Consider the following 13,854-nt stretch of genomic DNA (forward strand, 5'->3'; position numbering starts at 1 on the left):
TAGTCGGGGCTTTCTCCCGTCCGGATTCCCCGCATGACCGACTCAGAACAAAGAACCTATCGCTGGGGTGTGGCCAATGTCGCGCTGTCGGCCGTGCTCTGGTCACTGTCGGGCCTGTTCATTCGCGCTATCCACACAGACGTGATGACCATTCTGTTCCTGCGCGGCATCGTTTCCGGTTTCACCGTGTTCCTGCTGTTCTTTGCCATGGAGCGTGGCAGGGCCTGGGCGATTCTCCGCTCCATGCGCTGGCCCACCTTCCTCGCCGCGCTGTTCTCGGCGCTCAGCATGATCTCCGGCATCGGCTCTCTCTACTACACGACAATAGCCGACAGCATGGTGATCTATGCGACCGCGCCGTTCATCACCGCCGGCTTCGCCTATCTCTTCCTCGGGGAAAAACCGAACCTGACGACCGTGATAGCAAGCCTCATCGCTTTTGCCGGCGTGGTCTATATGGTCGCTGACACGCAAGGCGGCGGCACGCTGCTCGGCAAGGGCCTGGCTGTGATCATGTCGCTGACGGTCGCCAGCCTGTCGATCATCATGCGCAAGTATCGCGACGTGCAGATGCTGCCGGCCATGGCGTCCTCCGCCTGGCTTTGCTCGCTGCTCACCGTCTGGTTTGCGCATCCGCTGTCGATCGGCAGCAGCGATGTGCTGCTGATCGTGATGTTCGGCATAATCCAGAACGGCTTCGGGCTTGCCGTCTACACATTCGGCGTCAAGCATATCCCGGCCGTCGATGCCAGCCTGCTGGTGGCCCTGGAAGTGCCGCTGACGCCGCTCTGGGTGTGGATCTTCATGAGCGAAGTGCCGTCGCATTCGACGCAGGTCGGCGGCGCCGTAGTGCTCGCCGCTCTGTTCGGCCATATGTTCATCGAACTCAGGCGCAATCGCGCAACCGTCGTTGCAGTCGCGCCAGGCTGACCGTCCGGGCTGATGTGGGGTACCCGGACGGCCGGTAAAACGCGGCCATAGGGAAGCCGCGTGGTGCTTACATTGCGATTAGGTATACGATTCGAAGCAAAATTCAAATCTTTATGGCAGCGGGCGAGTGTTCTTGACGAACTTCATGTGCGGCTCGCCTCTATTATTTTCCATTTTGATGAAAAGTATTATTTAAAGCTTCGAAAGCGAACGATTGATTTTTTCGGCGCCAAAAATAATACTCCAAACATTGGCGACGCATTCGAAATCCCGCCAATCAGTTGGCCGCCGATGGTGATCATTTGGCCGTTTCCCGGCGTGCAAGCATCCGGTTCTTGAGTTCGACGAGGAAGGGAATGCTGTCATACTGGTCCTGGCGGACGCGGTCCCAGTCGACGCCGTTCGGGCGAGGCTGTCTGTTGCCGGTGACGATCAGTTCCTTTTCGGTGGCGATCATGTCGAGCGGGGAATCATGCGCCTCGACCACCACATCGTCGTCGCCGACGATCTGGCAGGAATGAATAGTGGTCGCCACCGGCGTCCTTTCCGTGATGGTGCCAAGCTCGCGAAAGATCGCAGTCTCGAGATCGGCGAAACCGGCGCCCTTGCCGGTTCGGCCGCCTGTGCGGCTCGCCGCCACGGATCCGAGGACGCAGAAATCCAGCCTCTCGACCTCCTCGAAGCTGATCCTTTCGCCGTGCTCGATGAAACCCTGCGACGTGGCGGCAAGTTCGTAGGAAATGCCGTTGGCCGTCAGGATCACCGGATCGAGCCTGAGATAGGGGAAGTCTTTGGTGAGATAGGGCACGGGCGCATAGACGATCTTGCCTTCGTAAAGAGCGCGCAGGCGAATGGGAATCTGCGGCGCATCCGGATTGGTCTTGATGGTGCGCGCCGACTTCCATTCCGGCGTCTGGGCCAGATGCCAGGCGGCCATGTCGGCGCCGACGAAATTTGGGATCATGCTCCAGGCCGGACCGACGGCGACGCCGGTATCCTCGAGGGTTCGCCAGATGCGGTCACGCACAAAGTCCTTGGCGATATTGCGTCCCGACCAGCGTCCCTGTTCAGACATCCATCATCTCCGGCGTCGTAGCCTCCTTCAGCACGGCACGCGGCATGATCCAGCCGGCAATGCCACCTTGGGCGGCAATCATCCCGATTGCCGCCGCCTTTGAAATAGGAAACTAACTCTCGGTGGCGTCTTCAATCAATAGGGATTCGAAGCCGAATGATTGGCCTGTCAGCAACAAAAGAGGCCAGACGATGCCCGGCCTCTTTTGTTTCGGTAATTCTGCCACGAATGGACAGCATATTCACGCCGTCACGACATCCTCATCCCGATGATCCCGGCGCAGTTGCAGCCGCACCAGCAGAGCCACTTCCTCGGTCAGCGCGTCGACCTTGGCGTTCAGGTTCGCGATCTCGGCCTCGGAGCGAAGATTGGTCTCGTAGTCGAGCCGCACTTCGAGCCGGTCCTTGGCCGCCTGCCGGTTCTGGCTCATCATGATGATCGGGGCCTGCAGCGCCGCCAGCATGGAGAGCATCAGGTTGAGGAAGATGAACGGGAACGGATCGAACGCGTTGGCCGCGAGGATCACGGTGTTGAGAGCTGCCCATGCGACAAGGAACAGCCCGAACCCAATGATGAAGCTCCAGGAGCCGCCGACAGCCGCAACGCGATCGGCAAGCCGCTCCCCGAACGTCAGCCGCTCGGCGAAAATTTCATTGGGGTCGCGCGGTGCCGAGGCACGACGGAGTTGTTCGGCGAAGAACCGGATTGCGGTGTTCATGGCTCACCTCGTTTCTGACTGGCCGCTCAGGGCCAGTCGCGGGCGAGCCGATCAGGGATCAGGCAAGCGCGAAGGCCGTGAGCGGCACGGTCGATCGACTATGGTCGTTGCTAGACATGATCCCTCTTGAGGGTCGTTGACGATATATGCCGGGCGCACCGGACATGATTGCGATATGGGCTCCGGATACCGCAAAGTCAAATTAAAAAACCGACAGCAAAATACATGAATCGTCGCAGGGTTAATGGCGGTTCAAATCCCGCCCATCCCATTAGGATAGTTTGACGATTGGAAATGTATGAGCACGATCCGTAAGCGGTTGCGGAGGCCTGCCGGCTGTGTTTTATGGGCAGCGTTTCCACCGCCATGGATTTCACTGAGGATACTCCCATGCAGACCCGCCGCGTCGGCAAGACCGACCTCGAAGTCACCGAAATCAGCTTCGGCACCGCGCCGCTCGGCAATCTCTACCATCCGGTTTCCGATCAGGACGCAGAGGGCGTTCTGATCGCCGCCTGGGAAGCCGGAATCCGCTATTTCGACACGGCGCCGCACTACGGCGGCGGCCTGTCCGAGGAGCGAACCGGCCGTTTCCTGCAGACGAAGAAGCGCCAGGACTATGTGATCTCCACCAAGGTCGGCCGCATCCTGCACCGGGTGCCGAAAGAAGAGGCGGAGGACCACGCCTTCGTCGACGCCCATCCGATCAAGCTCGAATACGACTATTCCGGCGACGGCATCATGAAGAGCCTGGAAGCGAGCCACAAGCGCACTGGGCTCGACCGTTTCGACATCCTCTTCGTCCATGACATCGGCGAATTCACCCATGGCAAGGAAAAGAATGCCGCACACATGAAGGCATTCCGCGACAGCGGCATCCAGCGGCTGAACGACCTGCGCGACCAGGGCGTGATCAAGGCCTGGGGCCTCGGCGTCAACGAAGTCGAAGTGCTGCTCGACGTGCTCCGCGAAACCCATCTCGACTGCATCCTGATGGCCGGCCGCTACACGCTGCTCGACCGCAGCGCCGAGAAGGAGCTGCTGCCGCTCTGCCGCGAGCGCGGCACGTCTTTCATCATCGGCGGCGTGTTCAATTCGGGCATTCTCGCGACTGGGGCGGTGCCGGGCGCGACCTTCAACTACGGCCCGGCTAACCAGGATGTGCTGGATCGCGTCGGCAAGATGCAGGACATCGCCAAGGCAGAAGGCACCGATCTCGCGACGGTGGCGCTGCAGTTCCCGTTCGACGAACCGGTGGTCGCCAGCATCCTTCTCGGCACGACCAAGGCGCCCCAGCTTGACCGCAACGTCAAGGCGATGTCGGCCAGACTCGATCCGTCGATTTTCTCGAAATTCGATCCATACGCGATCCGCTGAAGCGGTTGCCAGGCATGAAACGCCCGGAGCCGCGCCAGTTCATAAAAGAGAACCTGCGGCTCCAGCCGGCGCAGTCGGTGCCGGAAATCCTGCTCTACACGGCCCAGGCCGGCAGTGGTCTCTGGCGACTGCTGGGCCGGGATAATGACGTGCCGCCCTACTGGGCCTATCAGTGGGCTGGTGGGGCCGTGCTCGCGCGACATATCCTCGCCCGGCCGGAGATCGTTGCTGGACGACGCGTGGTCGATCTCGGGACGGGATCGGGGCTTGTCGGCGTCGCGGCGATGAAATCCGGCGCACGCCATGTCGTGGCGGTCGATGTCGATCCGGTCGCCATCGTCGCGGCCGGCCTGAATGCCGAGGCGAATGGTGTCACCCTGGAGTTCAGATGCGCGGATATCCTGGAAGAGGAGCCGCCGGTTGCCGCTATCGTGCTCGTCGGCGATTTGTTTTACGCGGCCGAGCTTGCGACACGGGCCCTTGCGTTTCTCAGCCGCTGCCATGCGGCCGGCATCGAGGTGTTGATCGGCGATCCGCAGCGCAAAGACCTGCCGACGGACAGGCTGGTGCTTGTCGCGGAATATGCGGTGGCTGATTTTGGCGATGCGCTGGGTGGCGAACGGCCGAAGAGTGGCGTCTATGCGCTGGGGCTGATGGATGAGGAACCGAAGAATACCGGCCAGGCTGCGAACTCGTAAGCCGATTAGAGAGCCGCTCGCTCGTGCACGTAGATTTTCGTGCCGATCGGAACCATCTGCTTCGTGATGCCCGGTCCAAGCATGAAAGGGATGAAGTCAGGATGAGGCGGTGACAGCATTTCAATGCCGCCTATGATTGTGTGATGAATTGTCCCGTCGGGTGCTTCCAACATGACAGCATCTCCGATCTTGATCTTCCATTGGCGCTCATTACGCCTCGAGATACCAGGAGCAACGACAAGCGAGCTTCGACCGGATAGTTCGAACGTGTCGTCCACTGTCGAGAGGTATAACATCAGCGGAAATCTTTGGGATTGAATGACATCGCAAAGCGCTTTTATGGAGTAAGCATCGATGATTCAAGGTGACGATAAAGCGACATGATCTGACAGATTTGGAGTCCACGGCCTGAAACCAGATCTCACCTCCGGCCGCCGCCAACAGGCTTATTGTCGTCATCCTCCAGGATGCGCCATGATGCGCCTTCGAGATCGTCGTACTGACCGCTCTTCAGCGACCAGAGGAAGGCAGCCAGCCCCAGCCCGCCAAGACCGAGCGCAATGGGGATGAGAAAGACGAGTGCATTCATATCGGCAGCACCTCAGGCACTTTCGGGGAAACGCCGGCTGCCGCCTGTGCAATCTGATCGTCTTCCCCGAGATTCAGCCGCAGCGAATTGACCACGACGATGATCGACGAGGTCGACATGGCGATAGCGGCGATCAGCGGCGTGGCATAGCCGGCAATGGCGACCGGCACGGCGATGACATTGTAGGCAATGGCGAGCGCGAAATTCTCGCGGATCAGGCGGCCCGCCCGGCGCGAGACATCGATCGCTTGCCAAACGGCGTCGAGGCCATCGCGCATGAAGACGAAATCGGCGGCCTGCTTGCCGATATCCGCGGCAGTGGATGGAGCGATCGAGACATGGGCTGAGCGGAGCGCCGGCGCGTCGTTGATGCCGTCGCCGACCATCAGGACCTTGGCGCCGTTTGCCGCAGCCTGTTCGACCGCGTTGACCTTGCCCTGCGGGTCGAGGCCAGATTTCCAGGAGGAGATGTCGAGCCGGCGGCCGATGGCGGCGACCACCGGCTCGCGGTCGCCGGAGAGAATTCCGGTCGACAGTTTCTGGTGAGGGAGTTCGCGGATGGTTTCGGCTGCTTGTGGGCGCAGCCTGTCCTCGAAGCGGAAGGAGGCGATGGGAGCACCGTTCAGCGAGAGCACACTCTCTGAATAAGCCGAGTGGTCCGAGCCAGCTAGGCTGGCGCCTGTGACAGCCCACTCTGCCCTGCCGGGCATCTCCCCCTCAAGGGGGGAGATCGACTCGCGGCAGGCGTTCGCGCCTATCTCGACGTTTGTGATGGGGAGGTAAGCGCGCCTCTTGCCAATCTCTCCCCTTGAGGGGGAGATGTCCGGCAGGACAGAGGGGGGTGCCTCACAGGTGGTGATGCTGCTGGCGGCGCGACTTCCCAGCCGCCATAGGCCCTTGTCATCCGTCGCAACCAGTCCCTCGCCAGGAATTTCCTTCACGTCCGAGAACTCAGCCCTTATCTGTGCAGCAGCCGCTATTGCACGTGACAGTGGATGACGCGAATGCTCCGCCAGCCCTGCCGCAATGGCCAGCACCTGCGGATCAATCTCACCAACATTGACAAGCCGCGGCCGGCCCATGGTCAGCGTGCCGGTCTTGTCGAACAGCGCCGTGGTCGCTTCCGCCAGCCGCTCCATGGCCGAACCGTCCTTGACCATAATGCCCCTGCGGTAAAGTCGGCCTGCGGCGATGACCTGGACGACCGGCACGGCAAGGCCGAGTGCGCAGGGGCAGGTGATGATCAGCACCGAGATTGCCACCAGCATGGCCTGCTTCCAGTCACCACCCAAAATGCCCCAGGCGAGAAAAGAGATAAGTGCCAGAAGATGAACGGCGGGCGAATAGAGGCGTGCGGCGCGATCGGCGATGCGGCGGTAGCGTGCCTTGCCGCCCTCTGCCGCTTCCATCAGGGTGATGATTTCAGCAAGGAAGGAGTTTTTCGCCTCGGCCATCGCTTCGACCGTCAGCCCGCCCGTGAGGTTGAGCGTGCCGGCAAGCAGGCGGCTATCCCTGGCGGCCGGTTGGGGAGCGCTCTCGCCGTTGACGATGGACCAATCGATATCGCTTGTCCCCGACAGCACGACGCTGTCAACGGGGATGCGTTCGCCGGCGGCAATTGCCAGCCGGTCTCCCGGCCGGATGTCTCCGACCGGGCGATAATCGCGGCTGCCATCGGCGCCGATCACCATGGCGCCGCACGGCGAAAGGCGGGCGAGACCGACAACGGCGGCGCGGGCACGGTCGCGCATCAGGTGATCAAGCGTGCGGCCGATGAGCAGGAAGAACAGCAGCGAGACGGTCGCGTCGAACCAGGCGTGTTCGCCGTGATGGATCGTCTCCCAGAGCGACATGGCATAGGAGAGCGTAACGGCAAGCGAGATCGGCACGTCCATGTTGGTATGGCCATGCTTCAGCGCGCTCCAGGCGGAGCGGAAGAAGAAGCGGCCGGCATAGATCAGCGCCGGTGCGGCGATCATCGCCGAAATCCAGTGAAAGAGGTCGCGCGTGGCCGCTTCCGCGCCGGACCAGACCGAGACCGACAGCAGCATGATATTGGTGGCGGCGAAGCCCGCTACAGCGACGGCCCGGAGGTAGTCATTGCGTAGCTGGTCGCTGCCGGCGTCGATATCCTGGAAAAGGTTGAGGCTATAGCCGGTGGCGGCGATCGCTTCAGCGAAGCGTGCAGGATCAGTCCTCAGTCCATCGCGCATATCGCGCCATACGATCGATACGCGCCGGGTCGAGAGATTGACCCGGGCGCGTTCCACCTCCGGCAGTTTGTTGAGCGCGTCCTCGATCGTAGTGATGCAGGCGCCGCAATGCACGTCCGGGACGCTAAAATCGGTCTGCAGGCGGCCATCGCCCAAAGGTTTCGAGGATAGCCAGAGCTCCTCGGAGGACGGCAGCGCCCTGCCCTCATCGAACCCGTCCTCGGCGCCGGGTGCGCAGCAGCTCATTTCGTCTTCCCCGCGAAATAGATGCGTTCAGCCTCGTGATAGACGGTCTCGCCGTTCTCGATTGCCGCGAGATCGACAATCCATTGGCCCACAGCAAGATTGTGCTCAGCGGTGAAGAAACCGTCGGAGACCTTCTTCAGCTTGATGGTGAAATCCTGCTTGTCACCGACAGGCCTGTGAAAGATGGCGCTGATCTCCGTCAGGTGGTCCAGCTTGGCAGTCGGACCTTTCAACGTATATTCCAGGACCTTGTCCTTGACCTTGAACTCGCCCTTGAAACCTTCTGCCAGCCAGCGCCGGGCTTTCGCCGCTTCGACATTGAAATCCTGGCTGGCGACATAGGTATCCTTGGATATCAGTCCGCTCCAGCTCGAACTCGCATAGGTCGCCATCGTCACGTTAACGGCAATGACCACGCCGAAAAAGGCAACGAGGATGGCGAGCATGTGCCAGCCGGTGAAGGGTTTGGGCGTGTCTGTCGCGGTTGTCATCTTATTTCTCCGGAGCCACGAAACTGGCTCTGTAGTCATAGCTCTCGCCGGTCTGGCGATATTCGACATGGAAGGTGAAATCCTGCGTCCCGTCCGGCAGCCGATCCTTCGGCATGGTGACGTAGAGCTTGATCGTCCTCACTGAATCCGGCTCGACAWCGGCATTGAAGGAGGCTCCGCGCGACCAGCTTTCGCCGGCTATGCTCATCGTGGCACCAGGCATGTCGCGCATGGAGAGCGTCACCGCACGCGGCTCGGCCTTCATGTTGAGGATCTTCACGGTGTAGCCGTTACGGATCGAGCCATCCGATTCCAGCACATATTGCGGATTGCGGTCATGCAGCACGTCGAGTTGCAGCCGGTCGCGCAGCCCCAGTGCGATCAGCATGCCGATGCCGACCAGCGACCAGAGCGCGGTGTAGAGGATGATGCGCGGCCGAAAGATGACTCGCCAGTTGAAATGCCGGACGGAAGACACGAACTTTCCGTCGGCGTCACGGACCCGGCCGGGATCGATCGAAGCGGTGTTGCCCGCGGTCGCCAGCGCCATGTTGGACGTATAGTCCAACAATGTCGAATAGCCGATCAGGCCATGTTCGCGGCCGAGCTTGTCCATCACGCCGTCGCAGGCGTCGATGCAAAGCGCGCAGGTGATACATTCGAGCTGCAGCCCGTCGCGGATATCGATGCCCATGGGACAGACGGCAACGCAGGCGTTGCAATCGACGCAATCGCCGACGGCCTGGTGGGCTGCCGCGGCCTTCTTGGTGCCGCGAGAACGGGGTTCGCCGCGCCAGTCGTTATAGGTGACGACCAGCGAATTCTCGTCCAGCATCGCCGCCTGGATGCGCGGCCAGGGGCACATATAGGTGCAGACCTGCTCGCGCATCAGGCCGCCGAAGATATAGGTCGTGGCCGTCAGTGTAGCGATGGTGAAATAGGCGACCGACGGCGCCTGAAGGGTGAGGAGGTCGTGGGCAAGCTCCGGCGCATTGGCGAAATAGAAGACCCAGGCGCCACCGGTCAGCATGCCGATGACGATCCAGGCCGCATGTTTGACCGTGCGCTTCCAGACCTTGTCGACGGTCCAGGGCGCCGCATCGAGCTTGATACGCGCATTGCGATCGCCTTCGACGGCTCGTTCGACGACGAGAAAGAGATCGACCCAGACCGTCTGCGGACAGGTATAGCCGCACCAGGCGCGGCCAACGGCCGTGGTGACGAGGAAGAGTCCCAGGCCGGCCATCACCAGGAGGCCGGCGACGAAATAGAATTCCTGGGGCCAGATCTCGATGAAGAAGAAATAGAAGCGGCGATCGGCCAGATCCAGCAGGATCGCCTGATCCGGAGCATAGGGTCCGCGATCCCAGCGAATCCAGGGCGCGAGGTAATAGATGCCGAGTGTGATCGCCATGACGATCCATTTGAAGCGGCGAAAATCGCCCTCGGCACGTTTGGGAAAGATTTTCTTGCGTGCGGTATAGAGAGGCTGGCGCAGACGCGCGGCATTGACGGGGGCCGCTTCGAGCCTCTCGATGCTCTCGTCATTTGCGTTTGTTTCGCTGACCGACATGATTGCTGACATTCCCGACCTCGACATCGAGGTAGAGTGTAGCCGGTCGCCACATGCGGCCACTTGATCTTGGTCAACTCAAAAGCATCTACGGTGCCGCGACTGAAGCAGTTACCGGACAGCGGTCAACATTTTCAACAGGGAGCCTCATCATGAAAACGATGCCCGCACATGTCGTTCATCTGTCGATCGGGAGACACTGGCGAGACGTCTATGCCTTTGCCGGGAAACCGGAAAACATATCGCGTTGGGCATCGGGCCTTACCGACGATCTCACCCGGGACGGCGACGAATGGATGGCCGATGGCGGACCGATCGGCAGGATCAGGGTGCGGTTCGCGCCGGAAAATCCCTTCGGCGTCATCGATCATGTCGTCACCCTGGAGGACGGGACAAAAATTGATAATGCCTTGCGCGTCGTGCCGAATGGCGAGGGCGTTGAGGTGATGTTCACACTGCTGCGCCAGCCGGGCATGGACGATGCCGCCTTTGCCGCCGACGCGGCCCTTGTCCTCAAGGACCTGCAGACACTCAAGGCCTTGATGGAGGCGGGCCATACCGCATGACGCAGGTTAAAAAGAAGCCCCCGGAATCGGTCTTCCGGGGGCTGTCGGCAGCAGCGATCGGACTATTCGCCGCCACCGAGAGCATGGACATAGACGGCCAGTTGTTTGACGGTCACGTCTCCCAATCGTGCCGTCCAGGCCGGCATCATGCCATGCTTGGGACTTGTCACTTGCGGGATGATCGCATCCTCGCCCTTGCCCTTCAGCCAGATGGCGTCGGCGAGGTTGGGCGCGCCGACCTCGCGCTTGCCCTTGGCGTCGTCGCCATGGCAAGCGGCGCAATTGTCGGCGAAGACTTTCTTGCCGGGCTCGACCAGCGATGGGTCATGCGGCTTGCCTGTCAGGCTGACGACATAGGCCGCGACCTGTTGGATCTGGTCGGGTTGAATGACATCGGTAAAGGACGGCATTTCGGAGAAGCGGGTGTCCGGATCATCCGATCGGATGCCATGCGAGATGGTCGAGTAGATGGCGTCGACCGAGCCGCCCCAGAGCCAGTCATTGTCGTTGAGATTGGGGAAGCCGGGGCCACCTTCGGCGCCGGTGCCATGGCAGGGCGTGCAGTTGATCTTGAAAGCGGCCGCGCCGCCATTCATGGCAAATTGCGACAGCGCAGGGTCCTTGGCGATGTCCTTGACCGACATGGCGGCGATCTTGTCGAGCGTCGCTTTCTGCGCGGCCTTCGCCGCCGTCAGTTCCTGCGACAGTTCCTGACGGTTGGTGTAGCCAAGCACGCCCTTGGTCGCCTCATGCACGAGCGGCCAGGCCGGATAGAAGATGGTGTAACCGATGGCCCAGACGATGGTCGCATAGAAGGTATAGACCCACCAGCGCGGCATCGGATTGTTGAGCTCGCGGATGCCGTCCCATTCATGGCCGGTGGTCTCGACGCCAGAGATCTCGTCGATATGTTTGTCTGCCATTTCTTAGTCCTCCTTGAGGGGGATCTGGGCGGCTTCGTCGGCATGCCGCTTGGCGCCGGGCCGGAAAACGAAAGCGATCGCCGCCACGAAGAAGGCCAGCATGAGCAGCATGGCCCAGCTGTCGGCGAAATGGCGCATGGCTTCATAGGTGTTCATGGCAATCTCCCTCAGCGGTAGCCGGATGCATCGTTGTAGGTATCGGCCTCGGCATTGTCGAGCATGTCCTTGCTGTAGGGCACGCCGACATCCTTGTTGGCGACCAGATTGCCCTTGACGTCGAAGGATGAGAGGTCGAGCGGCGTGTCCTTGAGGAAGGCATAGCTCGGCATGATCGATTCCGGCACCACGGAACGTGGGTCGGAGAGATGCTGAACATGCCATTCGTTGGAATAGCGGCCGCCGACGCGCGCGAGGTCAGGCCCGGTGCGCTTCGAACCCCATTGGAACGGATGATCGTACATCGATTCTGCCGCGAGCGAATAATGTCCGTAGCGCTCCACCTCGTCGCGGAAGGGCCGGATCATCTGGCTATGGCAGAGGTAGCAGCCTTCGCGGATATAGATGTCGCGGCCGGCCAGTTCGAGCGGCGTATAGGGCCGCATGCCGTCGACCTTCTCGATCGTGTTCTGCAGGTAGAAGAGAGGCGCGATCTCGACGATGCCGCCAATGGTTACGACGAGCAGTGAGCCGATGAGCAGCAGCGTAGCGTTCTTTTCGAGAATTGCGTGTTTTTCGAGGATACTGGCCATTGTCGGCTCCCTTATTCGGCCGGTACGGCGACAGGACGGGCGCCGGGCATCGGCGCCTCCTGGCGTTCGTAGCCCTTGACGGTCATGTAGACATTGTAGGCCATGACGAGCCCGCCCCCGAGGTAGAGGAGGCCTGCGAAGATACGCAGCAGATAGTAGGGGAACATGGCGCGGACGACTTCGGCGAAGGAGTAGACGAGGAAGCCTTGGCTGTCATATTCGCGCCACATCAGGCCCTGCTGGATGCCGGCGACCCAAAGGGCGGCGGCGTAGATGACGATGCCGATCGTCGCCAGCCAGAAGTGCCAGTTGACCAGGCGGAGGCTATAGAGCCGCTCGCGGTTCCAGAGCTTTGGCGTCAGATAATAGATGGCGCCGAAGGTGATCATGCCGACCCAGCCGAGCGCGCCGGAATGCACGTGGCCGATGGTCCATTCGGTGTAATGGCTGAGCGAGTTGACGGTCTTCACCGACATCATCGGGCCTTCGAAGGTCGACATGCCGTAGAAGGCGAGCGCCATGACCATCAGGCGAATGATCGGGTCGGTGCGGACCTTGTCCCAGACGCCGGAGAGCGTCATCAGGCCATTGATCATGCCGCCCCAGGAAGGCATCCACAGCATGATCGAGAACACCATGCCGAGCGTCTGCGCCCAATCGGGCAGAGCGGTATAATGCAGGTGATGCGGGCCGGCCCAGATATACATGAAGATCAGTGCCCAGAAGTGGATGATCGACAGGCGGTAGGAATAGACCGGGCGATTGGCCTGCTTGGGAATGAAATAGTACATCATGCCGAGGAAGCCGGCGGTGAGGAAGAAGCCCACGGCATTGTGGCCATACCACCATTGGGTCAGCGCATCCTGCACGCCCGAGAATACCGAATAGCTCTTGTAGCCGAGGAAGGAGACCGGAACCGCCAGGTTGTTGACGATATGCAGCATCGCGATGGTGACGATGAACGACAGATAGAACCAGTTGGCCACATAGATATGCGGCTCCTTGCGGTTCAGGATCGTGCCGAGGAAGACGATCAGATAGGCAACCCAGACCACGGTCAGCCAGAGGTCGACATACCATTCCGGCTCGGCATATTCGCGGCCCTGGGTGATGCCGAGCAGATAGCCGGTCGCGGCCATGACGATGAAGAACTGATAACCCCAGAAGACGAACCAGGGCAGGCTGCCGCCGAAGAGCCGCGCCCGGCAGGTGCGTTGCACGACATAGAGCGAGGTGCAGATCAGCGCATTGCCGCCAAAGGCGAAGATGACGCCTGACGTATGCAGCGGCCGCAGCCGGCCGAAATTGAAGTAAGGGCCGAAGTTCAGGTCCGGATAGGCGAGTTGCGCCGCGATGACCACCCCGACCAGGAAGCCGACGACGCCCCAGAAGACGGTGGCGATGACGCCATAGCGGATCACATCATCCATATAGCCGCTGCGATCCGGCGCCGGCATGGTCACGCCGGCAGGCGCGAACCGCACGCGCCGCAGCAGCAGGATCGTGCCGATGAGAAGGGTGATGAAGGCAACCCACATATGCGCCTGGAACAGGCTGTCATGGGCAAAGCCGGCGGCAAGCAGCACCACGAAGGCGCCTAGCGCAACCAGCGCGGTTTCGATCGGATAGTTGTTCATTGTTGTCCCCGACGTCAATGAGTGTCGCGCCGGCCTTGCCGGCACGCGGCGGGAGGCACCAACCTCCCG

At 61.1% G+C, this 13,854-nt stretch carries 16 protein-coding genes; 5 read left to right on the forward strand and 11 right to left on the reverse strand.

Annotated features, from left to right (window positions below; genetic code table 11):
* Positions 1-33 precede the first annotated feature (33 nt).
* Both AC1DYF_RS06310 and AC1DYF_RS06315 read left to right on the forward strand, forming a co-directional pair.
* Positions 34-930, forward strand: a complete 897-nt coding sequence (locus AC1DYF_RS06310) for a DMT family transporter (RefSeq protein ID WP_477875837.1) — start codon at positions 34-36, stop codon at positions 928-930.
* 60 nt (positions 931-990) lie between these two features.
* Positions 991-1,269 (forward strand): hypothetical protein, encoded by a 279-nt coding sequence (locus AC1DYF_RS06315; RefSeq protein WP_477875838.1) that lies wholly within the window; start codon positions 991-993, stop codon positions 1,267-1,269.
* On the opposite strand, the gene AC1DYF_RS06320 is transcribed toward AC1DYF_RS06315, so the two are convergent.
* Together AC1DYF_RS06320 and AC1DYF_RS06325 are read right to left on the reverse strand one after the other, a co-directional pair.
* Positions 1,229-2,005 carry a 5-formyltetrahydrofolate cyclo-ligase gene (locus tag AC1DYF_RS06320; RefSeq protein ID WP_477875839.1) on the reverse strand — a complete coding sequence of 259 codons (777 nt, stop codon included), beginning with the start codon at positions 2,003-2,005 and terminating at the stop codon, positions 1,229-1,231. The two genes, AC1DYF_RS06315 and AC1DYF_RS06320, sit on opposite strands and share 41 nt — an antisense overlap.
* A 241-nt stretch (positions 2,006-2,246) precedes the next feature.
* Positions 2,247-2,723, reverse strand: a complete 477-nt coding sequence (locus AC1DYF_RS06325) for a DUF1003 domain-containing protein (protein ID WP_477875840.1) — start codon at positions 2,721-2,723, stop codon at positions 2,247-2,249.
* A gap of 390 nt (positions 2,724-3,113) precedes the next feature.
* Here AC1DYF_RS06325 and AC1DYF_RS06330 point away from each other — a divergent pair, with 390 nt between their 5' ends.
* Together AC1DYF_RS06330 and AC1DYF_RS06335 are read left to right on the forward strand one after the other, a co-directional pair.
* Entirely contained in the window at positions 3,114-4,100 is a 987-nt protein-coding gene (locus AC1DYF_RS06330) for an aldo/keto reductase (protein ID WP_477875841.1), read from the forward strand.
* A gap of 14 nt (positions 4,101-4,114) precedes the next feature.
* The gene (locus tag AC1DYF_RS06335; RefSeq protein ID WP_477875842.1) at positions 4,115-4,798 is read left to right on the forward strand and encodes a class I SAM-dependent methyltransferase; all 684 of its coding nucleotides are present in this window, start codon (positions 4,115-4,117) and stop codon (positions 4,796-4,798) included.
* 5 nt (positions 4,799-4,803) lie between these two features.
* Here AC1DYF_RS06335 and AC1DYF_RS06340 read toward each other — a convergent pair whose 3' ends face one another.
* From AC1DYF_RS06340 to ccoG, 5 genes are all read right to left on the reverse strand, one after another.
* The gene (locus AC1DYF_RS06340; protein WP_477875843.1) at positions 4,804-4,971 is read right to left on the reverse strand and encodes a hypothetical protein; all 168 of its coding nucleotides are present in this window, start codon (positions 4,969-4,971) and stop codon (positions 4,804-4,806) included.
* Between the two features lie 248 nt (positions 4,972-5,219).
* Positions 5,220-5,387: a cbb3-type cytochrome oxidase assembly protein CcoS gene (gene ccoS / locus AC1DYF_RS06345; protein ID WP_477875844.1), complete on the reverse strand. Its 168-nt coding sequence runs from the start codon at positions 5,385-5,387 to the stop codon at positions 5,220-5,222.
* A complete protein-coding gene (locus AC1DYF_RS06350; RefSeq protein WP_477875845.1) occupies positions 5,384-7,846 on the reverse strand; it encodes a cation-translocating P-type ATPase in 2,463 nt (820 codons plus the stop codon). Before AC1DYF_RS06350 ends, ccoS begins: the two co-directional genes overlap by 4 nt.
* A complete protein-coding gene (locus AC1DYF_RS06355; RefSeq protein ID WP_477875846.1) occupies positions 7,843-8,337 on the reverse strand; it encodes a FixH family protein in 495 nt (164 codons plus the stop codon). Before AC1DYF_RS06355 ends, AC1DYF_RS06350 begins: the two co-directional genes overlap by 4 nt.
* 1 nt (position 8,338) lies before the next feature.
* On the reverse strand, positions 8,339-9,922 hold the full coding sequence (gene ccoG / locus AC1DYF_RS06360) for a cytochrome c oxidase accessory protein CcoG (protein WP_477875847.1): 1,584 nt from the start codon (positions 9,920-9,922) through the stop codon (positions 8,339-8,341).
* Positions 9,923-10,062: 140 nt separating this feature from the next.
* Between ccoG and AC1DYF_RS06365 the strand changes: the two genes are divergently transcribed.
* Positions 10,063-10,476: an SRPBCC family protein gene (locus tag AC1DYF_RS06365; protein WP_477875848.1), complete on the forward strand. Its 414-nt coding sequence runs from the start codon at positions 10,063-10,065 to the stop codon at positions 10,474-10,476.
* 62 nt (positions 10,477-10,538) lie between these two features.
* On the opposite strand, the gene ccoP is transcribed toward AC1DYF_RS06365, so the two are convergent.
* Genes ccoP through ccoN form a run of 4 tightly spaced genes read right to left on the reverse strand, consistent with a single transcriptional unit; the run spans position 10,539 to position 13,785 of the window.
* Complete coding sequence (gene ccoP, locus AC1DYF_RS06370) at positions 10,539-11,399, reverse strand: cytochrome-c oxidase, cbb3-type subunit III (protein WP_477875849.1); 861 nt, start codon at positions 11,397-11,399, stop codon at positions 10,539-10,541.
* Positions 11,400-11,402: 3 nt separating this feature from the next.
* A complete protein-coding gene (locus AC1DYF_RS06375) occupies positions 11,403-11,555 on the reverse strand; it encodes a cbb3-type cytochrome c oxidase subunit 3 (RefSeq protein ID WP_477875850.1) in 153 nt (50 codons plus the stop codon).
* 11 nt (positions 11,556-11,566) lie between these two features.
* Positions 11,567-12,148, reverse strand: a complete 582-nt coding sequence (gene ccoO, locus AC1DYF_RS06380; protein ID WP_477875851.1) for a cytochrome-c oxidase, cbb3-type subunit II — start codon at positions 12,146-12,148, stop codon at positions 11,567-11,569.
* A gap of 11 nt (positions 12,149-12,159) precedes the next feature.
* Entirely contained in the window at positions 12,160-13,785 is a 1,626-nt protein-coding gene (gene ccoN, locus AC1DYF_RS06385) for a cytochrome-c oxidase, cbb3-type subunit I (RefSeq protein WP_477875852.1), read from the reverse strand.
* Between the last annotated feature and the right edge of the window lie 69 nt (positions 13,786-13,854).

The organism is Rhizobium sp. P2_G9 (assembly GCF_056403475.1).

Bases quoted from the DNA above. Each gene is read 5' to 3' on its own strand.
- AC1DYF_RS06310 (WP_477875837.1), top strand. From the start codon at position 34: ATGACCGACTCAGAACAAAGAACCTATCGCTGGGGTGTGGCCAATGTC.
- AC1DYF_RS06320 (WP_477875839.1), bottom strand. From the start codon at position 2,005: ATGTCTGAACAGGGACGCTGGTCGGGACGCAATATCGCCAAGGACTTT.
- AC1DYF_RS06325 (WP_477875840.1), bottom strand. From the start codon at position 2,723: ATGAACACCGCAATCCGGTTCTTCGCCGAACAACTCCGTCGTGCCTCG.
- AC1DYF_RS06330 (WP_477875841.1), top strand. From the start codon at position 3,114: ATGCAGACCCGCCGCGTCGGCAAGACCGACCTCGAAGTCACCGAAATC.
- AC1DYF_RS06335 (WP_477875842.1), top strand. From the start codon at position 4,115: ATGAAACGCCCGGAGCCGCGCCAGTTCATAAAAGAGAACCTGCGGCTC.
- AC1DYF_RS06340 (WP_477875843.1), bottom strand. From the start codon at position 4,971: ATGTTGGAAGCACCCGACGGGACAATTCATCACACAATCATAGGCGGC.
- ccoS (WP_477875844.1), bottom strand. From the start codon at position 5,387: ATGAATGCACTCGTCTTTCTCATCCCCATTGCGCTCGGTCTTGGCGGG.
- AC1DYF_RS06350 (WP_477875845.1), bottom strand. From the start codon at position 7,846: ATGAGCTGCTGCGCACCCGGCGCCGAGGACGGGTTCGATGAGGGCAGG.
- AC1DYF_RS06355 (WP_477875846.1), bottom strand. From the start codon at position 8,337: ATGACAACCGCGACAGACACGCCCAAACCCTTCACCGGCTGGCACATG.
- AC1DYF_RS06365 (WP_477875848.1), top strand. From the start codon at position 10,063: ATGAAAACGATGCCCGCACATGTCGTTCATCTGTCGATCGGGAGACAC.
- ccoP (WP_477875849.1), bottom strand. From the start codon at position 11,399: ATGGCAGACAAACATATCGACGAGATCTCTGGCGTCGAGACCACCGGC.
- AC1DYF_RS06375 (WP_477875850.1), bottom strand. From the start codon at position 11,555: ATGAACACCTATGAAGCCATGCGCCATTTCGCCGACAGCTGGGCCATG.
- ccoO (WP_477875851.1), bottom strand. From the start codon at position 12,148: ATGGCCAGTATCCTCGAAAAACACGCAATTCTCGAAAAGAACGCTACG.
- ccoN (WP_477875852.1), bottom strand. From the start codon at position 13,785: ATGAACAACTATCCGATCGAAACCGCGCTGGTTGCGCTAGGCGCCTTC.